At 42.9% G+C, this 23,928-nt stretch carries 18 protein-coding genes; 8 read left to right on the top strand and 10 right to left on the bottom strand.

Translation table 11 applies throughout. The annotated features are described in order from the left end of the window. Window positions 1–157: 157 nt before the first annotated feature. From yciH to R7Q09_RS14175, 4 genes are all read right to left on the bottom strand, one after another. Complete coding sequence (gene yciH, locus R7Q09_RS14190; RefSeq protein WP_005376292.1) at window positions 158–469, bottom strand: stress response translation initiation inhibitor YciH; 312 nt, start codon at window positions 467–469, stop codon at window positions 158–160. Window position 470: 1 nt separating this feature from the next. Further along, a complete protein-coding gene (locus tag R7Q09_RS14185; RefSeq protein ID WP_005376294.1) occupies window positions 471–857 on the bottom strand; it encodes a DUF3319 domain-containing protein in 387 nt (128 codons plus the stop codon). A 128-nt stretch (window positions 858–985) separates the two neighbouring features. Then, entirely contained in the window at window positions 986–1,975 is a 990-nt protein-coding gene (locus tag R7Q09_RS14180; protein WP_033907069.1) for a D-alanine--D-alanine ligase, read from the bottom strand. A 149-nt stretch (window positions 1,976–2,124) separates the two neighbouring features. Continuing rightward, window positions 2,125–2,694, bottom strand: coding sequence for an SPOR domain-containing protein (locus R7Q09_RS14175; protein WP_005390018.1), 570 nt, complete (start codon window positions 2,692–2,694; stop codon window positions 2,125–2,127). Window positions 2,695–2,930: 236 nt separating this feature from the next. On the opposite strand from R7Q09_RS14175, the gene R7Q09_RS14170 reads away from it, so the two are divergent. Further along, window positions 2,931–5,564, top strand: coding sequence for a bifunctional acetate--CoA ligase family protein/GNAT family N-acetyltransferase (locus R7Q09_RS14170; RefSeq protein WP_238967188.1), 2,634 nt, complete (start codon window positions 2,931–2,933; stop codon window positions 5,562–5,564). Window positions 5,565–5,641: 77 nt separating this feature from the next. Here the strand turns inward: R7Q09_RS14170 and R7Q09_RS14165 are convergent, their stop codons facing one another. Continuing rightward, on the bottom strand, window positions 5,642–6,529 hold the full coding sequence (locus tag R7Q09_RS14165) for a LysR family transcriptional regulator (RefSeq protein WP_017634152.1): 888 nt from the start codon (window positions 6,527–6,529) through the stop codon (window positions 5,642–5,644). A gap of 231 nt (window positions 6,530–6,760) precedes the next feature. On the opposite strand from R7Q09_RS14165, the gene R7Q09_RS14160 reads away from it, so the two are divergent. Next, window positions 6,761–8,899, top strand: coding sequence for a TonB-dependent hemoglobin/transferrin/lactoferrin family receptor (locus tag R7Q09_RS14160; RefSeq protein ID WP_005376305.1), 2,139 nt, complete (start codon window positions 6,761–6,763; stop codon window positions 8,897–8,899). Between the two features lie 335 nt (window positions 8,900–9,234). Here the strand turns inward: R7Q09_RS14160 and galE are convergent, their stop codons facing one another. Continuing rightward, a complete protein-coding gene (gene galE / locus R7Q09_RS14155) occupies window positions 9,235–10,251 on the bottom strand; it encodes a UDP-glucose 4-epimerase GalE (RefSeq protein WP_005376309.1) in 1,017 nt (338 codons plus the stop codon). Between the two features lie 54 nt (window positions 10,252–10,305). Beyond that, window positions 10,306–12,264 carry a diguanylate cyclase domain-containing protein gene (locus R7Q09_RS14150; RefSeq protein ID WP_318070874.1) on the bottom strand — a complete coding sequence of 653 codons (1,959 nt, stop codon included), beginning with the start codon at window positions 12,262–12,264 and terminating at the stop codon, window positions 10,306–10,308. A 319-nt stretch (window positions 12,265–12,583) separates the two neighbouring features. Here R7Q09_RS14150 and R7Q09_RS14145 point away from each other — a divergent pair, with 319 nt between their 5' ends. From R7Q09_RS14145 to R7Q09_RS14135, 3 genes are read left to right on the top strand one after another with little or no spacing between them, the layout of a single operon-like run. Beyond that, window positions 12,584–13,339: a 5-oxoprolinase subunit PxpA gene (locus tag R7Q09_RS14145; RefSeq protein ID WP_005376312.1), complete on the top strand. Its 756-nt coding sequence runs from the start codon at window positions 12,584–12,586 to the stop codon at window positions 13,337–13,339. Continuing rightward, the gene (locus R7Q09_RS14140; RefSeq protein WP_064354778.1) at window positions 13,339–14,022 is read left to right on the top strand and encodes a 5-oxoprolinase subunit B family protein; all 684 of its coding nucleotides are present in this window, start codon (window positions 13,339–13,341) and stop codon (window positions 14,020–14,022) included. Before R7Q09_RS14145 ends, R7Q09_RS14140 begins: the two co-directional genes overlap by 1 nt. Further along, window positions 14,019–14,954 (top strand): biotin-dependent carboxyltransferase family protein, encoded by a 936-nt coding sequence (locus tag R7Q09_RS14135; protein ID WP_213970879.1) that lies wholly within the window; start codon window positions 14,019–14,021, stop codon window positions 14,952–14,954. The genes R7Q09_RS14140 and R7Q09_RS14135 overlap by 4 nt, the downstream gene beginning before the upstream one ends. A 28-nt stretch (window positions 14,955–14,982) precedes the next feature. On the opposite strand, the gene R7Q09_RS14130 is transcribed toward R7Q09_RS14135, so the two are convergent. The 3 genes from R7Q09_RS14130 to R7Q09_RS14120 form a co-directional block, all read right to left on the bottom strand. After that, window positions 14,983–16,422, bottom strand: a complete 1,440-nt coding sequence (locus R7Q09_RS14130) for an FAD-dependent oxidoreductase (protein WP_318070873.1) — start codon at window positions 16,420–16,422, stop codon at window positions 14,983–14,985. A gap of 352 nt (window positions 16,423–16,774) precedes the next feature. Next, window positions 16,775–19,231: an ABC transporter permease gene (locus R7Q09_RS14125; RefSeq protein WP_318070872.1), complete on the bottom strand. Its 2,457-nt coding sequence runs from the start codon at window positions 19,229–19,231 to the stop codon at window positions 16,775–16,777. Next, window positions 19,231–19,923: an ABC transporter ATP-binding protein gene (locus R7Q09_RS14120; RefSeq protein ID WP_047101137.1), complete on the bottom strand. Its 693-nt coding sequence runs from the start codon at window positions 19,921–19,923 to the stop codon at window positions 19,231–19,233. Before R7Q09_RS14120 ends, R7Q09_RS14125 begins: the two co-directional genes overlap by 1 nt. Between R7Q09_RS14120 and tesA the strand changes: the two genes are divergently transcribed. From tesA to R7Q09_RS14105, 3 genes are all read left to right on the top strand, one after another. Next, the gene (gene tesA, locus R7Q09_RS14115) at window positions 19,922–20,524 is read left to right on the top strand and encodes a multifunctional acyl-CoA thioesterase I/protease I/lysophospholipase L1 (RefSeq protein ID WP_005376324.1); all 603 of its coding nucleotides are present in this window, start codon (window positions 19,922–19,924) and stop codon (window positions 20,522–20,524) included. The two genes, R7Q09_RS14120 and tesA, sit on opposite strands and share 2 nt — an antisense overlap. A gap of 82 nt (window positions 20,525–20,606) precedes the next feature. Further along, window positions 20,607–21,806: an enoyl-ACP reductase FabV gene (gene fabV, locus R7Q09_RS14110; RefSeq protein ID WP_137282643.1), complete on the top strand. Its 1,200-nt coding sequence runs from the start codon at window positions 20,607–20,609 to the stop codon at window positions 21,804–21,806. A gap of 180 nt (window positions 21,807–21,986) precedes the next feature. Next, window positions 21,987–23,897, top strand: a complete 1,911-nt coding sequence (locus R7Q09_RS14105) for an EAL domain-containing protein (protein ID WP_318070871.1) — start codon at window positions 21,987–21,989, stop codon at window positions 23,895–23,897. Window positions 23,898–23,928: the final 31 nt, after the last annotated feature.

Below are 23,928 nucleotides of genomic sequence, written 5' to 3'. Positions count from 1 at the left end.
TAAGGGCCTTACTGTGAGCATTAAACATAATAGTTATTTACCATAAAATAGCTAATATCGATCTATCAATCTACGATTGCTTGCTCTTCAATTAGCAACTTATAAAAAATGGCGTCTATTTCTTTAGACGCCATTTTTGTTTACTGGAAATATTAAATTAGCCACCGGCTAATTTGACTGTCATGCCTTTCTTTTCAAGATGTGCCTTGATCTTGTCTCTAGCATCACCTTGAATCTCGATATTGCCATCTTTTACAGAGCCACCACAGCCACAGACTTTTTTGAGTTCTGCCGCTAATAACTTTAAAGGTGCATCATCCAAGTCTAAACCTGTAACAATGCATACGCCTTTACCTTTACGGCCTTTCGTTTGGCGCTGAATCCGAACAACACCATCGCCTTTAGGGCGAGATACTTTTTCTTCTTCCGGTTTAATTCGACCGGTTTCTGTTGAATATACCAGAGTCATTCTATTGTTTCTTTTGTTGTTGAGCTTGCATCGCTTTTTGCTTTGCAACCAAATAAGCTTCGATATGGCGTTGAATAGCGGCTTTACTGCCCTTAATCAGTTTACCATTAAACATACAGTACCAAGAGTTAGGTTGGCCTGTATCGTTTTGAATAGTATAGCCGTTAAAGACCTCTGATTTTGCAACACCAGTTTGCTGCACTCTTTGTCCGAGTGAAGCAAACTCTTTGGGATCAATAATCGATGCGGTGTCACACCACCAATCAATGCTTTTCTTTACCGCCGTCAAACTGCCCTGTAAAACGTGGTTCTTGATTTTAACCTTCCAAACACTGCCATCTGATCCGACTGACTGCAGGTTAAAACCTCTATAATTTGAAATCGCCATACCACTGAGTCATCTGTTTAATGCGTTGATATAATCATAATTGCTACTGAGCAATATTCAAATACGGCTTGAATAATCCTTGCTCTAGAAAACAACTTGTATCATAAAACGCGTCTCGATAACGTTAATCACTTTGCACTGTTTATACAATCTTCCAAGAACTCATGAAATTTGTGCCCGTTGTTTTGAAGCATTTTAGGGAACATTGAGATCGGAGTCATTCCTGGAAATGTGTTTACTTCGTTTAAGTAAATCTCATCATCTTCCGTTAGGAAAAAGTCGATACGAGATAAATGACGAAGATTCATTTGTTTAAATACCGTCTCTGACGCGTGTTGGATGGAATCTAATTGTATTTGAGTTAGATTCTTCGCCTCAACTTCTGTGAGCGAGTGACTTGAACTGCTGTACTTTTCATCGTACGAGTAAAAAGCACCATCAGGCGCGATGACCTCGCCTGGCTTAGTGATATGTAGTTGGCCATTCATCTCATATGCAGCAACTTCAAGTTCTCGAGGTTTTACTGCTTTCTCAACCAACACTTGGTCAGAAAACCCAAAAGCATCATTTACTGCATTAGAAAGCTTGTCTTTTTCTGTGACACTGTAACAGCCAACGGAAGAACCTTGGCGAGCGGCTTTAACAAAAACTTTTCCCCACTTTTCAAAGGCTTTATGAGCTTGAACGTGAGCTTCTTCATCGTTTCGCGTTAAGAATAAGTATGGCGTATTGGGTATGCCGATAGCGTCGTACCAAAGCTTAGATGTGATTTTATTGAAACTATTGCTACTCGCTTCTGGCCCGCAGCCAAGATAAGGAATACCTGCGATTTCAAACAGAGATTGAATGTCGCCTGTTTCGCCAGGAAAACCATGTATACAAGGCACGATGAAATCAATGGTTTGATTAGATTCACTTGAGCACAACTGCTTGGTATTGAGATCCAAGTAAACCAACTCACCTTGGTTGGTCATCCAACCTTCGTTTTTTATTTCTACGCGTGTAACGTGAACGTCTTCAATAAGATTTAGTTGTTGTTCGACAAAGTTTGCAGACAATAATGAAATCTCGTGCTCAGAAGAGCCACCGCCGCATAGTAAAAGAATATTTTTAATCATGAATCCATCTTTCCGTGACCTACAAAAGATACTATTTATTATGATAAACCTTTGAAGTGTGACGTACAGTAATTTTAATGTGAGGAATGTTGTTCGAATAGGATTTGAGCAAATAAATAAGGGAGCTATTCGCTCCCTTATTTGATGTGTTAATTTAATTTGTTAAGCGTTGGGTAAGCTGAGTTTTTGATTGCATCAATGCTTTTAACAAATGGTCTTAACTGCTGAAATTGAGCTGGCAAAGTCGAAATCGCTTGCTTGGCTTCTGCGCTTGTTGCGTAGTCTCCGTATAAAACTGAGAACCACTTAGTACCGTTTACAACTTTGTAGTTTTCCCAAATTGGCTGACCGTTCTGTGGCAGCTTATTTGCAAACTGATCGACTTTCGCTTGGCTACCCACAGCTGCGACTTGAATGGTATAGCCGAATCGTTGAATGCCAGCTTGCTTTTTACTTGGTGGTACGATCTTAACTGGCTTCGCCTGCTCTTTTGGCGTTAGCTTGACTACTTTCTTCTCTTCAGGCTTTGCCGTCATTTTCACAACAGTTGGTTGTACGTCTTTTTCTACTACAGCGTTTTCAGACGCCATAATTGGTTTAGAGATACGATCTGATTTGTAGTCCTCTCGGTAACTTTCTGAGGTCACATCCGTGATGTAAGTTTCAGATGCACAAGCAGAAAGCAGAACTGACAAGCCGATGATTGCGATTTTTTTCATGAAGTAACAAATGCTCTGGATAAATATTACGTTAAATCATGCCGATAGCAGGGCCGTTTATCAAGCATCAAATACAATAATCTGTGATTTTGATGTGATGAATAACACAAACTCCATAAGCATCGTACACATTTTCTGCAATGTCTGGTCTGAAGATGTTTTATCGGTAAATTATTCGTTTATGATTGATATGAAACCGAGAAGCCAACGTGACTTACAAACGGCCAGGAGTCAGCATGAATAAACTACATAAACTCTTTAAACCCAACTCTGTGGCCGTTATTGGGGCATCTCAAAAAGCATTGCGAGCAGGACATGTTGTGATGCGCAACCTTCTACAAAGTGGGTTTGGTGGCGCGATTATGCCAGTAACGCCGCGATATAAAGCCGTATCTGGCGTGATCGCTTACCCCGATGTAGCTTCCCTGCCCTATACGCCAGATATTGCAATTTTGTGTACGAACGTTTCACGTAACGAGCAATTGCTTAAAGAGCTAGATGAGAGAGGCACACCGTTTGCGATTGTTATCTCTGATGACCCTAAGCCTTTAGATATCTCATCATTGAACATTCGAGTCTTAGGCCCAAACAGCTTAGGTATCATCCTTCCTTGGCACAATTTTAACTGCACGTTTTCCCCTGTTGCAGCTAAACCCGGAAAAATTGCTTTCATCTCACAATCCGCGGCGGTTTGTACCACGGTTTTAGACTGGGCAAATGATAAGAACATTGGTTTTTCTTCGTTCATTTCGATTGGGCGCGGACAAGATATCGATTTTGCAGATTTGCTCGACTATTTGAGTATGGATGGAAACACTGAAGCTATTCTGCTTTATGTTGATAATATCCAAGACGCTCGCCGATTTATGTCTGCTGCGCGCGCCGCTTCACGTAACCGACGTATATTGGTGCTAAAAGCGGGCCGCTCTAAAGAGATGAATACTTTTGAGCAGCAAGACGGAGATACACTTGACGTAATTTACGATTCTGCTATTCGCAGAACTGGTATGTTACGAGTCAGCAATACGCATGAGCTTTTTGCCGCGGTAGAAACACTCACGCATTCTGTGCCACTTCGTGGAGAGCGTTTAGCGATCATCACCAATGGCGGCGGCCCTGCTGTTATGTCCGTTGATACTTTGATTGAACGTGGTGGCCAACTCGCAACGCTTGATGACGCTTCCATTGAGCAATTACAAGCAGTACTTCCATCCAACTGGCGTGCTCGAAATCCGATTGATCTGTCTGGTGACGCAACCCAAAAACGCTATATTGATACCATTAACGCACTGATGAATAACGACTGTGCAGATGCGATATTGATTATGCATAGTCCTTCTGCTGTTTCTGATCCTCTTGAAACTGCTCAAGCCGTTATTAATTCAATCAAATCTCACCCTCGGCATAAGCATTTTAATATCTTGACCAACTGGTCAGGAGAACAAACGTCGAGAGAGGCACGACTGGCATTTACTCAAGCAGGTATTCCAACCTATAGAACACCTGAAAGTGCGGTTGTAGCATACATGCACTTGGTCGAATACAGACGAAACCAGAAACAACTAATGGAAACGCCAACGACGGCAGAGCCATTACATTCTGGAAGTGTGAGTTCAGCAAAAGAATGGGTAAACGAACGACTACTGGATAAAAATACAGTCACCTTAGATACGCATCAAACCAGTCCATTATTTAAGCTGTTCGGGTTTAACGTTTTGCCGACGTGGATTGCATCTGACGACATTGAAGCCGTTCATATGGCAGAAAATATTGGATATCCTGTTGCGGTTAAATTGCGTTCTCCAGACATTCCTCATAAATCGGATGTTCACGGTGTCGCTCTAAATTTAAGAAACAGTCGAGAAGTTTCCAACGCAGCGCTATCCATTTTAGATACCGTAAAGCTCAGCTATCCTTCCGCCAATGTACATGGGCTGTTGGTACAAGGGATGGCAAAGCTCGGCAGCGCTGAAGAGCTACGGATTAGTATTGCAGTAGATAAAGTCTTTGGACCAGTGATCTTGCTTGGTCAAGGCGGCTCTGAGTGGAATATCGCCCAAGATGCCGTCGCTGCACTTCCTCCTTTGAACATGACGCTTGCGCGCTACCTTGTCGTTGTTGCCCTAAAGTCTGGAAAGATTCGCCTGCAGAAACACAAAGATGCGCTCGATATTACTGAGTTGTCGAAGTTCTTGGTTCGTATCTCCCAAATGGCAGTTGAGTTACCAGAAATACAAAAACTGGATATCCATCCAGTACTAGTGTCCGGAAGCGATTTAACCATCCTTGATGCAGATGTCACACTGTGTAAATACGAAGGAGACGCCCAAAAACGGCTAGCGATTCGCCCTTTCCCGGCAGAGTTTGTCGAAACTGTAACGCTTCGAGATGGCCAGCCTATCCTGCTTCGCCCTATCTTGCCTGAGGATGAGCCGCTACATGCTCAATTCATTAATAGCGTATCGAAAGAAGATCTCTATAAACGTTTCTTTTCTGAAGTTGGAGAGTTCAACCATGAGGCTTTGGCAAACTTTACTCAAATCGACTATGACCGCGAAATGGCGTTTGTTGCGGTAGCGTTTAATACTGACGGACCGTCTATCATAGGGGTAGCCCGCGCATTGATTACACCAGACAATAGTGACGCTGAGTTTGCTATTTTGGTTCGTTCAGATTTGAAAGGAAAAGGTTTAGGCAAAGTGCTGATGCAGAAAATAATCAGCTATTGCAAAGTTAAAGGCACAAAGCAAATGTCTGGAATGACCATGCCAACAAACAGAGGAATGTTGATGTTGGCTCAGAACTTGGGGTTTGAGATCGATGTTCAGTTTGCAGACGGTACGGCAGATATGGTGCTCCCTTTAAATTGAAAAGCGCAGCATTAGCGATGACTTTTACTTCTTACATTCGATAATCAATGGGAATCTAAGAAGTAAAAGTTACGTTGTTACTTTAGTTTCCAATTCTTTTTTAAGTACTGAATACACCAGGATTTTGCCTCACCCATAGTGTTCCGGCGCCATGCCAAAATAATATCCATCGGCTGTTCTTCAGTGCCTTCGATTCGTTTCAATACACCACTATCAATAAGAGGTTGTGCAATTTGGCTTGGTAATGTACCAATACCTAAACCTGCAGTGAGCGCTTCTACTTTTGCCGTAAAGTTGGTGACGGTCAAGCGAGGCTGTTTTTGAATGATATTAATTGAGAGCGCTGGTTGCTCACGTGCGGTATCTGCAATAGCAATAATCCGATACTTTTCTCGCGCTGCTTCATCAAATTTACCACTGCGCTTGTGAACATAGTGATCAGCGGAAGCTACCCAATACATACTCATTTTACCAATTTTTTCTGACTTAACTTCTTGAGGAAGCGTATCCAGTGATGGGCAAATCAGTAAATCAGCTCTCCCCGTATTCAACGACTCCCAGCTACCAGCCAAAATCTCCTCTTGCAGCCTGACTCGAGTTGAGCTGACCTCGGCCAGCGCATCAACCATCGGGAAAAAGTTGGATATAGGAATAATGCCATCGAAGGCAATGGTAATATCCAGTTCCCAGCCATTCGCCAATAACGTTGCATCGTTCACTAACTTTTCACTGGCTTGTAAAATGGCTCTTCCTCTTTCAAGAATAAGCTTACCTGCTTCAGTAAAATGGGCTTTGTGACCAGAGCGATCGAAGATAATAATGTCTAAGTCTTGCTCGAGTTTCTGGATTTGATAGCTCAGCGATGACGGGGCTCTGTCTAACTCATTCGCAGCAGCAGCAAAACTCCCTCTTCGATCAATAGCATCTAGAATATGGAGTGCTTCTAACGTAATTGGACTCTGCACATGGCCTCTCTTAATGTGACATTCATCACATTCGTTGTGTTTAGATGAACTTATCAAGAACTAACGACAAATAATATAACATATTGATAACTAAAGACTAGGAATGCTCATAGCCTAAGAAGAAGATTCAATACAAATCAATAAATGACAATGGTAATGATAGTAATTACTATTTAGATCCATTAATATCCGCGTGTTGTTACCTATTATGGATCTAAGGTATTGAAGCCAATGTATAAAAAATCAATTTTGTCAGCCTCCATTTTAGTTGCCCTTTCCCATACTGCTTATGCGGAAGAAGCTTCTAAGTTTGAAGAAGTCGTTGTGTCGGCCACCCGTACCAACCAAACCATAAACACTGTTGCTGCTTCTGTTGCTGTTGTATCAGAGAAAGACATCGAAGAAAACATGGTAAAGGACTTGAATGACCTATTCGAGTATACGCCAGGTGTTACTGTTAATGGCACTCAACGCCAAGGCGTCCAAAGTATTAACATTCGCGGGATGGAAGGTAAACGAGTTAAAATCTTAGTAGACGGTGCATCTCAACCAGGTGTATTCAGCGGTGGACCATATTCGTTTATCAATTCTAGTGCCGTTACTGTCGACCCCGATATGCTAAAGAGTGTCGAAATTGTTAAAGGAGCAGCTTCTAGCCTACATGGTAGTGATGCAATTGGCGGTGTTGTCGCATTCGAAACAAAAGATCCGAAGGATTTCCTCAAAGATGGTAAAGACTTTGGTGGTCAAGCTAAACTCTCTTATTCATCGGAAGATAACTCTTTTAGTGAGCATGTAGCTTTAGCAAAGCGTTTCGGTAATACAGAAGCACTTATAGCCTTTACACGCCGTGATGGTGCAGAGCTACAAAACTTCTCTAAGGCGCCTTACGATAACTATTCTGTGGACAACCAAGATTATTACAAAAACGATCTATTGGTAAAACTTCAATCTCAATTGAATGACGCTCATCGCTTGGAGTTTTTGGGAGAAGTTATTTACAACGAGACTGACTCAGAGATCGCACATAAAAGTTACAAAAACTTCAACGCTGAAGACACAACCAAGCAAAATCGCATTGGGCTCAAGCACATTTGGTTTGCAGATGCAGCTATCTCGGATACGATCACGTCCAAGCTTACATGGATTGGTAAAGAAGAAAACGGCGTCTCTAATCGCTTTATCGAAGCCAGCCCTGGTTACCCACCTTACGTACCGCCTAGTGGTGACAACCAACAGAAAAAAGATTACGAATATACTGAAGACAAATTTGAATTCGAAACTCAGTTAGATAAAGAGATTCAAAATCACTATATTGTTTACGGAATATCGTACAAACATAGTGACATCAGTAATACCAATCGCGAGTTTAATTCCGATCCTGGCACGCCAGATACTGTTTACGTTTACACACCGGATGCAAAAGAAGAAAGCTTTGGTTTATTCTTGCAAGATGAAATTTCGCTTCTTAATGACAAGCTAATTCTGACTCCAGGTGTGCGTTACGATTACTTCTCTACTAATCCTTCAAATACTTCTGAAGAGTCATTCGAGAAGTTTAGCGACTCTGCATTAACTGGTCGTTTAGGAGCAACTTACTCTATATCGCAACCAGGCACGATCTTCGCGCAAGTGAGCCAAGGGTTCCGAGCGCCATCGTTCGACGAGCTTTACTACACCTACGATAATCCGGCTCATGGCTATACCAACCGCCCTAACCCAAATTTGGGATCTGAAAAGAGTTTGTCTTATGAGCTTGGTTACCGTCATAACACTGCAGCGTCGGCAACTGAAGTAGCGTTCTACTACAGTGATTACAGTGACTTTATTGAGCAAACGTCATCAAACAATGGTGGTTTAACTGAATTCACAAATATCAATATTAGTGAAGCAAACATTAAAGGGGTTGAGCTCTCTAACCGTCTTGATTGGCATGCTATTGCCGGTCTTCCATCAGGCGTAACAACTCGCTTTGTTGCAGCATACACAGAAGGTGAAGATGGTGATGGTAATCCTTTGAACAGTGTAAACCCATGGAATGCCGTGGCTGCTGTAAATTACGATTCACCAAATGCACTTTGGGGGACAAGCCTAAAAGTAAACTACACGGCTAAGAAATCGAACAGTGATATCAACTCAGATGGTGATAAAGGCGGAATCAAAGACCAAGTTGCTTTGCCGTCTGCGACAGTCGTTGACTTAACGGCGTACTACAAACCAATGAAAGATATAACCATTCGTGCTGGTGTTATGAATCTAACGAATGAAGAATACCATCTTTGGAACGATGTTCGCGGTAAGACTGAGTTAAGTCGAGACAAAACGCAAGCTGAGCGTAATTACAACATTAGTGTTAAATACGAGTTCTAAACCTTAAAAACACAAAAGCCAGCGTAATGCTGGCTTTTTTTATGGCTTTCATTTCAAAAATGTAAAGAAAAGTATGAAAAATGAAAGTTTACTGTTTTGCCATCTCTTTTTTCACCATTACTGCTGCTGCAATGATGAAAGTGATGATCAGACCGAGTTCCATGAACTACCCCAATAGCTATGAGAAAATTTATAACCCAAATTAAGAGTCGGGCATAGTTTAACAGCTCTATATATACTTGCTACCTTTTAACCAGTAATTTACGATTTTTTCCGATTTGGATCAAAAAAGACGCAATCACGCGCCTTTTTGTTACTATTATGTAAATTAAAGATTAGGCGTCTGGATAACCTTGAGGGTTAGTAGACTGCCAGCGCCATGTATCGCCAGTCATTTCTTCTAGAGTGCGAGTTGCTTTCCAACCTAACTCATTCATCGCTTTTGATGGATCCGCCCAACACTCTGCAATATCACCTGGACGACGCTCAACAAGTTGGTATGGGACATCTTTACCACTTGCGGCTTCAAATGCTTTCACCATGTCCAGTACACTGTAGCCGTTACCAGTACCGAGGTTATAGATATGAAGGCCAGCTTTGCTACCTACTTTTTCTAATGCAGCAACGTGACCATCGGATAAGTCCATTACATGAATATAATCACGTACGCCTGTGCCATCTTTGGTCGGATAATCACTACCAAACACAGAAAGGAACTCTCTTCGCCCTACCGCAACTTGAGAAACAAACGGCATTAAGTTGTTTGGAATACCTTGAGGATCTTCACCTAGCTCGCCTGTTGGATGTGAACCTACCGGGTTAAAGTAACGAAGAAGTGTAATGCTCCAGTCAGGGTTCGCATTTTGGAAGTCGGTTAAACACTCTTCTACCATTAATTTGCTGCGCCCATATGGGTTAGTTGCGCTAGTTGGAAAGTCCTCTGTGATGGGTACAGAAGCAGGATCACCGTATACAGTCGCTGATGAACTAAATACCAACGATTTAACTCCGGCTTCACGCATTGCATCAACCAATACTAAAGTGCCATTAACGTTGTTGTCGTAATACTCTAAAGGTTTTGCTACAGACTCACCGACGGCCTTTAAACCTGCAAAATGGATAACAGCTTCAATATTGTGCGACTTTAGTGCTTCTACCATCGCCAATTTATCTCTGATATCGGCTTTAATGAAGGTTGGCTTTACACCACATACCTTTTCAATTCGATCTAATACCGTAGATTTACTGTTGTACAGGTTGTCTAGAATCACTGGCGTCATGCCAGCTTCGATCATTTGAATACACGTATGACTACCGATATAGCCCATACCACCCGTAACGAGTACTTTCATTTTATTATTCCTTCTGACGCGAATTGAGTTAGTTTAAAGCTTTGACGTTACGATTTAAACTGTCTCTTGTAATTCGCATCCCATTAATATTGCTTGGCCTTTCCCGGCTTTCTTTGCTTGATACATTGCCGTATCCGCACTTTTTAAAACTCGAGTAGCATCGCGCTCATTTACGCCGACTAATTTTACGCCGATACTAACGCCAACTTTGAGTAAGTGACCTTTGTACTCAATTGGAGCACATATGCTCTCGAGCAACTGTTCTGCTATTCGGGTGACCACTTTTTGATTGGCGGGATTAACCAACATGACAAATTCATCACCAGAAAGTCTTGCGATTAAATCACTATGCCTCGTCGCAGATGTTAGACGCTCGGAAACTTTTTTCAAAACTTCATCACCTGCATCATGACCGTAGGTATCGTTAACTTCTTTAAATCCATCCAGATCGAGGTACAAAACTGCAAATTCGTCACGCAAGTATCCAGAGCGTTGTACTAGTTGTTCCAACTCTAAATGGAACTTAGATCGATTGGCTAACCCCGTTAAAGCATCGTGATGAGCTAAATGCTCCAATCGTTCCATCTCTTTTGCGCCGGAAAGGTCGGTAAGAACAATAACCAGATCATAGAAACCATAGTCTTCACACTTAACGATACGATTGACTCGAGCAAACATCGGTACAAACTGACCAATATGGTTCTTCTCGATAACTTCACCTTGCCAAACGCCATAATTTTCTATCGACTCGATGATACTAGGCATCATTTCCTGTAACTTGCGCCACTTTAGCGTTTGGATGAATGACTTCCCAATAAGCTGATCCACCTCTAAGCCGACTAACTTAGTGACGGCAGGGTTTGCCATCGTAATGACACCGCGATGATTAATAACAATGAGACCATCTTGGCTGCTTTCAAAAACGCGTCCCGCAACACGTTGCCGGTTTATGGCTTCTTCAATTTCGGTGATATCTTGAATCGAAAACAGTAAGTATTCATGTGTCGAGAGGCGACGACTGGTTAGGCTCAACTGCTGTTCGTTATCTGCATTTTTGAGGTGAATATCATCGCACTCTAGGCCTCGACTCAGGATCTGACTCAGCTCATTCGGTGTTTTGGTTTTAATTAGATCACGAATATTGGCATATTTAAGTTCATCTAATTTTTTTTGAAATATTTGCTGGGTCGCCGTATTACAATGAATAACACGTCCGGAATTGTCTGTAATAACTAATGCATGCTGAACAGATTCGATAACCTCTTCTGAAAATGCGCGCTTTTGTTCTAGTGTGTCTAGCGAATGTTGCCGCTGCTTCTCACGTACTGTTAACCTATTCATCATTTGATTGAAAGAGCTCGCGAGGTCTCCAATTTCATCCTTGGCGTAATAGCGAGCTTGATGTTCCGTGTTTCGTCCGTGTGTCACATTATCTATTACGCGGTTGAGTTCCATCACGGGCTTGAGAACAAGCCTCTCGATACTTATGTAAAAAACTGTGCCACCAGCGATCAGAAACAGAAGAAGTAAAGCGCCATCTTGAAGTAAAGATTGCATGGCTTCTACGATTGGACGATGAGAAAGCGTGACTCTAATGCTACCAATGACATAGCCATCATGGATAATCGGCTCTAGAACATAAAGAAATTTGGTTGATAAGGCATAGCCTAGAGCGTGCAACCTACTTCTTTCGGTTTGACTGGGAACGGGTGCTAGTGCCCCACTTATCTCCATAACAGCGAATGGTTGGTCATCTTGGTCATAAAGTTTGACCCGCGTTACATTTGGCTGGTTTAAAAAGTTGGCGAGAATAGTTTGAGCTTTTTGCTTGTCCTTTGTCGTCAGCGCATCTTTAATTGAGAAAGAAACGTTGTTAATCAACTTTCTTGTCTGCTCGACCAGTTCATGCTTAGACGATTGGTATACAGTATACGAGGTGTAACCTTTTGAGATAACAAAGATAGCCGTTAAAAAGACCAGAAGAGGCCAAATAAGCTTCGCTCGTAATGACATATATATTCCTGTCGCAGACAACCACAAAAATGACAGAAGAACCATTATGCAATCTATCACCCATGAAGGGCGACAAGATTAACACGATGCTAATGCAAAATAACCTTAAATTCTCAAAAATTGGATGGAAAAGAAACGAAATACCTTAAAATTCGGATCAACTCAAATAACGGCAACATCTTTATGGACTAACGTGATCTTTTTCGTCAGCTATCTGCTCAAAAAGCTTCGTTTTCATGATAGAAGAATGAAGTGAGTCACTGAACCTAGATGCATTTTCCTGCATCGTAAACCCATTGCTTGTGTAGAAATAAAACGTATGGCATTGAATAAACAGCAACTTACATTGAACTGTGATATGGGCGAGAGCTTTGGCTCTTGGAATATGGGCGCAGATGAAGACGTGATGCCCCATGTTGATATGGCGAACATCGCGTGTGGTTTTCATGCCTCCGACCCTAATGTCATGCACGACACCATCACCCTAGCGAATGACAACGATGTTGATATTGGCGCACACCCAGGTTACGCCGACCTACAAGGCTTTGGCAGACGAAGCATAAGCATGACGGGTGATGAAATTACGAACATGGTTATATATCAGGTTGGTGCTTTACAAGCATTATGCCGGGCGCAATACACAGACATCAGTTACATAAAGCCTCATGGCGCTCTATACAACGACATGATGAAAAGTGATGCGATATTTAGAGCGGTAGTAAAGGCGGCAGCACTGTTCAAAGTACCGTTAATGATCCTAGCTTCACAGGAAAACGAAAAATACTTAGAAATCGCAGACGATTATGATGTTCCCTTGCTATTTGAAGCATTTGCAGATCGTTTGTACCAAGATGACGGCTTACTGACTCCTAGAACACAGCCCAATGCCGTGTTAAAAAGCGAGCACGCGATACTTGAGCAAGTCCGGACCTTAGCTGACTCTGGGCGTGTCAAAACCGCTTCAGGCGGTTACATATTATTGGAAGCCGACACAATTTGTGTTCATGGTGACAATGAAGAGTCGATCGCGCTGATCCAAAAGATCCGCCAAAGCCTATACGCTGGAGGAAATTAATGCATAAAGAGAAATTTAATATCTCTTTGATCTCCGAGTGCAGTATTTTCATTAAGTTTGATGAGAGTATTTCTGAAAATGCAGTCGGAGAGCTTGCTCGCAGCATAAGAGAAACTTTCGCTTCAATTGTTATGAACGTTGTCCCCTCCTATCAAACTATTCTCATTGATTACTTACCTTTTCGAATCAACGAAAAGAACTTAGTCAATGAGCTGCAACAAATCGTGAGCCAGTTTGATACTCAATCACTTAAGCTTTCCCAGCCGAATCACATTACTATCCCTGTATATTACTCTGAAGAAACCGCGTTAGATCTATCTCGTTTTAAAAAGCGAGGTCTGTCATTAGACGATCTTATTACCCTGCATACGAAAACCGAGTACGCGGTTTCTGCAATTGGCTTTGCTCCAGGCTTTGCATTTCTCTCTGACGTTGATACTCAATTGCACATGGCAAGGCTTGCCACACCAAGAACTCACGTGCCGGCCGGAAGTGTCGGAATCGCAGACTCTAAAACGGCCGTCTATCCATCAGATAGTCCTGGCGGATGGAACATTATTGGTAAAAGCCCGCTTGCGCTCTTCTCCGACTCTCCTCCTTTTATACCGTTTGAAGTGGGTGACAAGGTCACCTTTAATGCTATTTCAAAACAAGAGTTTATCGATTTAGGAGGCGTACTATGAGTTACGGTGGATTACTGGTGGAAAAGCCAGGACCGCTCTCTTTAGTTCAAGACTTTGGTCGTTTTGGCTTGGCGCATGTCGGTGTGACTCAAGGTGGCCCGGTCGACGACTATGCTTACAGTTGGGCCAACCATTTGCTTGGTAACGTAGTCAATAGCGTTGCGATTGAAATTACTTTGGGTAACGCTTGTTTTATTGCCTTGCATAACTGCCACCTTGCTATATCTGGCGGTGATTTAAATGCAAAAATAGATGGTGAACCTATTTCAAATTGGTCTGACTTTACGTTGAAAAAAGGACAGAAGCTTCAGTTCGGAGTCGCAAGGAATGGACTTCGCTCCTACCTAGCGGTTAAAGGTGGATTCAATGTTGCTCAGCACTTAGGAAGCGCATCGACCGTCTTGCGAGAATCTCTAGGTGGTTATGATTCAAATGGTGGCGCTTTGAAAGCTGGTGATATTCTTCCCTTTGTCCCTCATAACTTACCGAAACGTAAACCAAGGCAAATGACGTTTCGCTTTAAGCCAGATTACAACTTACCCATTAAGCTGAGAGTGATTGAAGGCTATCAGAACGAGGACTTTGATGAAGACGCTCGCCAAGCATTTTACAACAAAGCATTCATCATCTCCCCAAATTCGAATCGCATGGGCTACCGTCTTGAGGGCAATAACATTCGTCCACCTTACGAAGGCGTACTATCAGAGGGAATTGCGTTAGGTTCAATTCAAATACCTAGCGATGGTAACCCCATTGTGCTGCTCAACGATCACCAGACTATTGGCGGGTATCCTAAATTTGGCTGCGTAGCCCGTATTGACTTACCTAGACTGGCACAGGCGAAGCCCGGACAAAAAGTCAATTTTGTGAAAGGAGACAGACTAGGCTTGCAAGAAGTATGGTGTCAATGGGCTCGGTTTTTTGGGTATTAATACAACCACTGAGCCCAAACACAGCCGATTATGCAGGCATACCATAACGCACTGCTAAAGCTTGTGGATAGCCTCGCTCTTGAGTGAGTTTAATCGCGTACTGCTCGACCTCTTGTTCAGACCACTTTACAGCGACCGGATGCTGTGTTTCCACATTTTGGTTAGGATCGATGTCAAACCAGAATTGAAGCATTTTTTGCGCTGCGAGTAGTGTCGATGACGCTTTTACCACCTCTATTCTCGCGTAGTGGTTATCTTCAAAAGTCACATCTGCCGCTCTGAGTACTGGATCTGTGCCGGGAATTTGCTGAGCGCCAAATAATGCTTTTCCTCCTTTTACAGCAGAGTGATAGTCGGGAATGAACTGTGCCATGTGTTTGATGGCGTTGTTCGTTCGCTCTTCTAACACTTCTTCTCTCCAGCCGTTACGGATCTTCGAGAGTAAAGGCATAGGCAGTTCAGGTTGAGCAGATGAGTTCGTGCTCTCCACTAAACCATCTTCAAACAGCGTGATTCCTTTTGTCATACCATGAAGTTGAAAGTAACCATCGCCATAAGGCGTCAATTGAGCCATTCCTTTATCGGTTCCACGCGGGCCATGAAAAATAACTTCTGGCCATTGTTGTTGACAGTCTGCCCACCTCGTAACGTAAGCGGCTTTAAACTCCACCAACCTGTCTCGCTTGGCACCAACTGTGTTGTCAATTGAGCCTGTTTCAAAGCCACACGCGTTAACCAAGTAGTCGCATGTCATCAGGTAATCGATACCTTCACGTTCATAGCCAAGTTGCCAGTGTTCCCCCATCCAATCGGCTTGCTTGAACATTGCTTGTGTGAAGACTGAAGCATTAGGAAGCGTATCTAGTGTTAAGTTGGCAATTGCAGCGAGGCGAAAAACACTCCAACCATATTCTTGAACTGCGACAACAGGATACTTTAGCGCTTCAAGATCAGCATGTTGAGCAAAAGGAATACACCACTCATCGAAGTTTGTAGGATGACTTGGTTGAGTACGTTGCGCGAGAGCTTCTAGCTCCGCTTTTGAATACAGTTTGTAGTATTCGCTTGGCTCGCCGAGCACTTTATTATTCTCATCTTTATCAACGAGCGTCTGATAAGCACTTTTCACAACCTCTAATCGCGGAATTAGTGTGGATGGGTCTCCACCATCGGAATGAGGAACCGCGATGATTGTCGGACGAATATTCAGTGAAAGCGGATACAGGCGAACAGTATCAATAGATTGTTCTAACAAGTCTAAGCATTGTTGCTGGGAAATCTCTCGATATAAATTACCACCAGCATGCAAATGACAAATGGGTGGACCATTTACTAGTGATACGCCCTTCTCTATTACGGAAACTTTAAAACCCAGCTCCGCAAAATGAATTGCTGCTGTTGCACCTGCTACACCGCCACCAACAACAGCGATATGCTTATCTTTATAACTTGGAAACTCAGACTTCATTGCTTCACTAAAAATTTTATAAGGAAAATTCTTTACTAACGGTGAATTCTACTCGTGTTTGGACTTGATTAAAATCACAAAAAGTTCATGGGTTTGCGAAATATCCAACAGCGCCTGTAAAGTGCATTAAAGTAGAAAAAATTTGCGAAAAAGTACTTGACGACATGGTTAAGAAGACACTTTTTTGTGTCTATGTGAATAAGAATTTCACTGTAAGACCCATGGCGCAAAGCCTGCAGAAACACCCCACTTTTTACCCCATTTAGTTATCCCAAAAGTTATCCACTGTTTTTGTGGATAACTAAAATAAAAGTGTCATGGAGTGTTCCAAACTTGATAACACTCGCTGCGATTAAGTGTTTACTGGAGTTAACAATCTTTTCAACAAACTCATCACTACAAGTGCCAACGTAACAAATGTTGCAAGCGGTAAAGCTATCCACAATTCGGGGTGAATTTGTGCATTGAGATCGAATCCATATGTCATGACTGCGGCCACACAAACTTCCGCAGCGAATACCGCAACACCACTAGCAATCAACGCCATAATTCCGTACTCGGCCCACAGGGTTGTGTTGATCCGTTTCTTACTTGAACCTAATGTGCGATACAAACGAATCTCTTGTTGTCGTTGGGACAAGCTTAACCTCAGTAGCGTAAAGATGAGCAGCAGACCAGCAACAACGCCTAAAAGAGCAAGGATGGTGATTGCTGATACGATTTGCTGAATCAAAGCCTGAATTTTCTCGCCCATAGTTCGGATATCTAAAACAGAGACCGTTGGGTGAGCACGTGACATTGACGTCAACAACGCTTCATTTCCTTCTTCAATCCTATAACTGATGAGGTAAGAACCAGGTAAATTAGCCATCACGTCAGATGAGAAAATAAAATAAAAGTTAGGCTTCATGTCACGCCATTCGACATAACGGATGGTATCTACTACTGCATCGTAATTCTGGCTGTTTATTACAAAGCGCAGCGTATCACCGAGTTTTATGCCTAAGTCATTTGCTACATCCGCTTCTACAGATACACTCCCTTTGTTTGTCCATTCACCCGAAAGCACATCATTATATTCTGGTAGGGTATCTCCCCATGTCAGGTTTAGCTCTCGACGTATCGCGTCAGAACCTTCTCCTTCGTAATCAATCTCTTTGACGTTTTGACCGTTAATCTCTGTTAGTCGTCCACGAATTATTGGATAAGCTTGTGACCGCGTAACTCCATTTTTATCTAGGGTTTCTAGGTAGTTATCGAGCTCATAATCACCAATGTTCAAAGCGAACACATTTGGCGCGTCTGCAGGTAAGGTTCTCTCCCAATCCGCGAGAATATCGCTGCGCACAAGCCAAATGATAGACAGCAACATCAAAGATAATGCCAAAGCACCAAACTGTAGACCGCTGGTTACTGGCGTCCGGTTGATACGACTCAACGCAAGCTTCATTGCAGGATGGGTTGAAACACGTGCAAACAGTTTTGTGAGTATGACGCTAACTGCTGCGAGTACCACAAACAGTACCGCTATACCAGTGAGCACGATCCAAACTAAGGTGTTGTCTGCATACAGTAAAAGCAATGGAATAACGGGAACTAGAACAAGTAACATTCTCTTCCAAGAACGTTGCGCTTTGCCCTGCTGTAGCACTTCTAACGCGGGAGTTTTAATCAAGCCTAACAATGGTATACCGAGAGCGGGAACAGTAATCAAGACTGCAGAGATAAATGCCACCAAAAATGGTGTGACGCCGTAACTAGGGAGTGGATCGGGTAATAAGTCTTTGAGTGGAATGCGTAATAAATACTCCAGCCCGCTCCCTAGCAGTAGGCCGACGACACTGGCACTAATGAGAAGGATTGTGACTTGAATAAATAACCACTTTTCAATCCATCGGCGGCTCGCACCAAGACTTTTCAACATCGCGATAGTTTGTGTCCGGCTATTCACGTAATTTTGACAAGTAAGAACCAATGTTGTCGCCGCCATAATGATGACAATCGCTACGGTCAAAGACAGATACTGCGTCGTACGTTCAAAAACCTCATTACTACGACTGGCAGTATCTTGCGTGCGCCAGCGATCGCTCGGAGAAAGCCGCGTATCACCTTGTAAGCTCTTTAGTGTTTTATCATCGGCTTGTAAAAACAGACGGTATTGAACTCGGCTCCCAACTTGAATTGCTCCTGTTTTATCTACGTCACTTTGATGAATGTATGCAGAAGGCATTTGTTGAAATGGATTAAAGCTCAAGCCTGGTTCCATCAATACTGCGCCTGATACAATAAACTCGGCATCGCCTATCGTGACACTGTCACCTGACTTTGCGCTTAGTTGAGTCATAATCCGCTCATCAAGCCAGAGTTGGTTCTCTTTAACGCGACCGGCTGGATTATTTTCAAGAACGAGCTCTCCCATTAAAGGGTAATTATCATCCACCGCCCTTACAGAAATAAGCTGCATACCATTATCGCTAAATGCCATAGTGGCAAATCGCGTCATCATCGAACGTTCAAGGTTTTCAGTCGAGGTTAACAACGTGTCCGGAATGGGATTAGCAGACACAAACACCGCATCTGCCGTTAATGCGTCCTTCCCTTGCTTGACGATCACCTGCTCCATTCGTTCTGCTAATGCAGAAAGCGCAAAGATACTCGCAATCACGAGAATAAGAGCAACGCTAATAGGCCAAAGGTTCCCCTGCCTTATTTCGCCGAAACTCCAACGTATCAAACTTTTATTCGGCGAGTGCTGTGTTGTACTGTTTTGCTCTGTGGATGTTGCTTCACTTGATGATACTGCAGACATTACATCTCCTCCTTAAGCTCACCCGCCTCCATACGATAAATACGGTCACATCGGCTTGCTAGATGACCATCGTGTGTTACTAAAATCAGAGTTGTCCCGTGCTGTTCATTAAGATCGAATAGCAGCTCAATCACTTTGTCTGCGGTTTGATGGTCAAGATTGCCGGTAGGTTCGTCTGCGAACAACAGTTCAGGTTGTGTCATAAATGCACGCGCTAGCGCAACTCGCTGTTGTTCACCACCAGATAACTGGCTTGGTAGATGGTCGACACGTTTTTCCAATCCAACAGCAGCTAATAATTCCGCTGCTCTTGCTTCATCTTCGGCTTCACCACGTAAAAGACAAGGAAGCGTGACATTACGTAATGCACTCAAACTCGGGATTAACAAGAAACTTTGGAAAACGAAACCTAAAGAGTCAGCCCGAATTTTCGCACGTGCTTCATCGTCCAGTTTTGATAATTCATGACCTAATAAAGTAATTTCGCCTGATGTCGGCGTATCAAGACCAGCTAGCAACGTCATCAATGTTGACTTACCTGCACCGGAAGTTCCGACGATGGCGATTTTTTCTCCTTTTCGGATGTCAACATTTACATCTTTGAGGATTGTTAATTGTTCTTGATTAGTAGAGACTTGTTTAGAAACCAAATTGGCTTGAACAATAGGTGCATTAAGTACAGGTGTTTGCATGATTCGTATACTTTCCTTAGTTCTATTTTTTTGTTTTTCCGCTACTGCACATGCGAGCGAAAAGCTACTTGTCTTGGGTGATAGCTTGAGTGCAGGCTATCAGATGCCGATCGAAGAGAGTTGGCCTAGCTTACTCCCTGATGCGTTGTCAGAACATGGTCAAGATGTAACAGTTATTAATGCCAGCATTTCTGGCGATACCACTGGCAATGGCTTAGCACGGTTACCTCAGTTGCTAACTCAGCATAGCCCTGACATGGTACTTATTGAGTTAGGTGCCAACGATGGCCTAAGAGGTTTCCCTCCTAAACTTATTACGTCGAATCTTTCAAAAATGATTACCATGATAAAAGATTCTGGTGCGGACGTTGTCATGATGCAAATTCGGGTTCCGCCTAATTATGGTAAGCGCTATAGCGATATGTTTTACGATATCTACCCTAAGCTTGCACAGCATCAACAAGTTGCCTTGATGCCATTCTTCTTAGAGCATGTTGTCACCAAACCAGAATGGATGATGGATGATGGCCTTCACCCAAAACCAGATGCACAACCTTGGATCGCTGATTTCGTTGCTCAAGAATTAATTAAACATCTCTAATTTTAATGGTCTAGCTCAATAAGTTTTACGTAACTTTACGTTAATCTATTTTCAATTCCACTCATCGAGGATAGATAACAACATGCGAATAGAACCGTTAATTCAAGGTGTTGTTGCTCGCTCTGCGCACCCCAAAGGGTGTCATGCATCTATTAAAGAGCAAATTGAATACGTAAAGCACGCCCCACAGATCAAAAAAGGCCCAAAACGGGTTTTGATTATTGGTGCCTCCTCTGGTTTCGGCCTAGCGGCACGAATAGCCCTAACGTTCGGTGGCGCTAACGCCGATACCATTGGCGTCTCATTTGAGCGTGGCCCTTCAGAGAAAGGGGTTGGGAGTGCGGGTTGGTATAACAACGTCTTTTTTAAGCAAGAAGCAAATCAAGCCGGGCGTACCGCAATAAATATTGTTGGCGATGCATTCTCTGGTTCGGTGCGCAATCAAGTGATTGAAGCCATTGAAACGTACTTTGAGGGTGAAGTTGACTTAGTCATCTATAGCTTGGCAACCGGTGTTCGACCTAAACCTGAATCTGATGAGTTTTGGCGCAGTGTCATTAAACCTATTGGTGAACCTGTCACTGGCGCTTCTATCATGCTGGAGAACGATAAGTGGATAGAAACCACCTTAACGCCTGCAACAGAAGAGGAAGCCAATGCCACCATTAAAGTAATGGGCGGCGAAGACTGGGAAAGCTGGATTGACACACTCATCAATAACGACTCTATCGCAAACGGCTGCAAAACCATCGCCTTTTCTTACATGGGCCCTGACATTACGCACCCAATTTATCTCGATGGTACGTTAGGTCGAGCGAAAATCGATTTACACCAAACCAGTCATTCATTAAACCTCAAACTCGCCAACTTTGACGGCGGTGCTTACGCAACCGTGTGTAAGGCGTTGGTGACGAAAGCCAGTGTATTCATCCCTGCTCTAAGCCCTTACCTGTTAGCGCTTTATCGAGTGATGAAGGAAAAAGGTACTCACGAACGCTGTATTGAACAAATGCAGCGGCTGTTTACTACGAAGTTATACGATCAAGAGAAAGTGCCAGTTGACGGTGAACGCTTGATTCGAATAGATGACTTGGAACTTGAACCGCAAGTTCAACAAGAAGTCCACGCTCTTTTAGAACAAATGAATGCTGATAACTTTAAAGAGATTGGTGATTACCAAGGTTTTAAAGATGAGTTTATGAAGCTCAATGGCTTTAACTTTGAGGATGTCGACTATTCGCAAGACATTTCTATTGAATCGTTAATGTCGCTTAAGCCTTGATGCTTGTTATCTGTTTCAAGGATGAGATATGTGACAACTATTCCTAGTCCTGAACACTTTTCAGGACTTTTTTTTGTTTCGAGCCCTAGCCACCCTATACTTAATTAAAAAGCGAGAACAAAATAGAGCAGTCTGCATTTTTAATTCACAGGAAGTGAAACCACGTAAAGGATGACCTATATGGGGAGATTGCAAACATTAGACTACGAAATCCCTGAGTCTATGCGAAGAAGTTGGCAGGAAATCGTCAACTTACTGGCTCAAATAACGCACGTACCCACCACATTAATTATGCGTATCCATCCAGATCGCATAGAAGTAAATACATCCAGCGAAACTATAGGTAATCCTTATCGTACTGGCGATACTGAGTTGCTTGGCAACGGTTTGTATTGTGAGCATGTCATAAAACACAAAAGTGAACTTATTGTCCCAAACGCGCTTGAAGATGAAGAGTGGCAAAATAACCCTGATATCAAACTAGGTATGATCTCTTATTGCGGCTTACCGCTATTCTGGCCAAATGGAGAGACGTTTGGAACTATTTGCATGCTTGATTCTAAGGAGAATGAATACTGCGACACTTACCGGCAATTGCTTGGGACTTTTAAAGATTCAATCGAAGCGCAGCTTTCCATCGTGCATCAGCAACACAAACTTCAGCGTCTTAACAACGAACTCAAAAATAGAGTTGAGAATCGCACTACAGATTTGGCGCAGTTAAGTTATTCCCTAACGCAAGAGATTGATCGTCGCAGAGCCGCTGAAAAGCAGGTGAGCTACCAAAAAAAACACGATCAAGGAACTGGATTCCTAAACCGAGCAGCACTCGAAAATATAGTCAGTGACACACTCAGAACGTTAGATCACAGTCAGCAATCATTAATCGTAATAAACATTGGTTTTAGCAATGCACGCAGTATCCAAACCCGTTATGGCTTTGAAGCTTTCGACGAAATATTGAAAGAGTTTCGGTATCGTCTTGGTAAGCGGGAGTCCAGACATTTTGTTACGGGGAGGCCTAGTTCCAATGATCTCGTATTGCTCGTTTGGGGCACAGACATCGATATAAAATTGCATCAGCTACTGAATGATATTACCGATATTGGTATGGGAAGTTTTTATGTAAAAGACACAGAGGTTCACCTAAACTCTTACATTGGTGTTGTACAAGCTCACCGAACCAGCAATGCTAAACAACTACTCCAGAACGCATGTTATGCCATGCTTTTGTGTAAAGAATCTGGCGAAGCGTATAGTTATTTTTGTGAAAGCCATTCAAATGAACTCAACAACCACAATCAACTGGAAAGCTACTTATTGCAAGCGGTAAGAAACGACGACCTAATGCTCTACTTTCAGCCCAAAGTGCACCCTCAAACCCACAAGTGGATTGGCGCAGAAGCGTTACTACGCTGGAGGCATCCAATACTTGGCGACGTATCGAACGAAGCATTAATACATATGGCTGAACAAAACGGGCTTATCTTTGAAGTTGGCTCTTTTGTTCTTCGAACCGCGATAGACAAAGCAAAACAATGGTCTGAGTTAATTGATAACTTCAAAATGGCCGTCAACGTTTCTCCCATTCAATTACAAAACGTAAATTTTGCAGAACAAGTGCAACACCTACTCGAGTCTTTTCATTTGCCAGCACACTTTCTCGAGCTCGAGGTGACCGAAAGCGCCTTAATTGCCGATGAGGTCGTAGCACGCACTACATTAAATAAACTGCACAAATTGGGCGTGACATTGTCACTTGACGATTTTGGTACTGGATATGCCTCGTTCAGCTATTTAAAGAAATATCCATTTGATGCCATCAAAATTGATAAAAGCTTCGTCCAGCAAATGGAAAAGTCGGACGATGATCGTGCGATCATTTGCTCTATCATACACATAGCTAAAAAACTGGACCTCCAAGTGGTTATTGAGGGCATTGAATCCCCCCAACAAGAGCAGTTTCTCATTGGTGAGGGCTGTGATATCGGACAAGGTTTTCTTTATGGTAAACCTATGCCTTGTAATGAATTTGAGCAAAGTTTGTTTAATCAGCGCCTTTCTGGCGGGCAATACGCCTACTCTTCCTAAGCATTCTCTTTACTATGAGGGCGGTGGTTTC

The organism is Vibrio sp. 2130-1, from assembly GCF_033339515.1.
Note: the sequence above shows the minus strand (reverse complement) of the source record. Positions and strands in the feature narration are given on the sequence as shown.

Excerpts from the sequence above, each read along its gene's own strand:
- R7Q09_RS14150 (WP_318070874.1), bottom strand. The coding sequence starts at position 12,264 with ATGTCATTACGAGCGAAGCTTATTTGGCCTCTTCTGGTCTTTTTAACG.
- R7Q09_RS14130 (WP_318070873.1), bottom strand. The coding sequence starts at position 16,422 with ATGAAGTCTGAGTTTCCAAGTTATAAAGATAAGCATATCGCTGTTGTT.
- R7Q09_RS14145 (WP_005376312.1), top strand. The coding sequence starts at position 12,584 with ATGGCATTGAATAAACAGCAACTTACATTGAACTGTGATATGGGCGAG.
- tesA (WP_005376324.1), top strand. The coding sequence starts at position 19,922 with ATGATTCGTATACTTTCCTTAGTTCTATTTTTTTGTTTTTCCGCTACT.
- fabV (WP_137282643.1), top strand. The coding sequence starts at position 20,607 with ATGCGAATAGAACCGTTAATTCAAGGTGTTGTTGCTCGCTCTGCGCAC.
- R7Q09_RS14120 (WP_047101137.1), bottom strand. The coding sequence starts at position 19,923 with ATGCAAACACCTGTACTTAATGCACCTATTGTTCAAGCCAATTTGGTT.
- R7Q09_RS14135 (WP_213970879.1), top strand. The coding sequence starts at position 14,019 with ATGAGTTACGGTGGATTACTGGTGGAAAAGCCAGGACCGCTCTCTTTA.
- R7Q09_RS14185 (WP_005376294.1), bottom strand. The coding sequence starts at position 857 with ATGGCGATTTCAAATTATAGAGGTTTTAACCTGCAGTCAGTCGGATCA.
- galE (WP_005376309.1), bottom strand. The coding sequence starts at position 10,251 with ATGAAAGTACTCGTTACGGGTGGTATGGGCTATATCGGTAGTCATACG.
- R7Q09_RS14170 (WP_238967188.1), top strand. The coding sequence starts at position 2,931 with ATGAATAAACTACATAAACTCTTTAAACCCAACTCTGTGGCCGTTATT.
- R7Q09_RS14105 (WP_318070871.1), top strand. The coding sequence starts at position 21,987 with ATGGGGAGATTGCAAACATTAGACTACGAAATCCCTGAGTCTATGCGA.
- R7Q09_RS14160 (WP_005376305.1), top strand. The coding sequence starts at position 6,761 with ATGTATAAAAAATCAATTTTGTCAGCCTCCATTTTAGTTGCCCTTTCC.
- R7Q09_RS14180 (WP_033907069.1), bottom strand. The coding sequence starts at position 1,975 with ATGATTAAAAATATTCTTTTACTATGCGGCGGTGGCTCTTCTGAGCAC.
- yciH (WP_005376292.1), bottom strand. The coding sequence starts at position 469 with ATGACTCTGGTATATTCAACAGAAACCGGTCGAATTAAACCGGAAGAA.
- R7Q09_RS14125 (WP_318070872.1), bottom strand. The coding sequence starts at position 19,231 with ATGTCTGCAGTATCATCAAGTGAAGCAACATCCACAGAGCAAAACAGT.
- R7Q09_RS14140 (WP_064354778.1), top strand. The coding sequence starts at position 13,339 with ATGCATAAAGAGAAATTTAATATCTCTTTGATCTCCGAGTGCAGTATT.
- R7Q09_RS14175 (WP_005390018.1), bottom strand. The coding sequence starts at position 2,694 with ATGAAAAAAATCGCAATCATCGGCTTGTCAGTTCTGCTTTCTGCTTGT.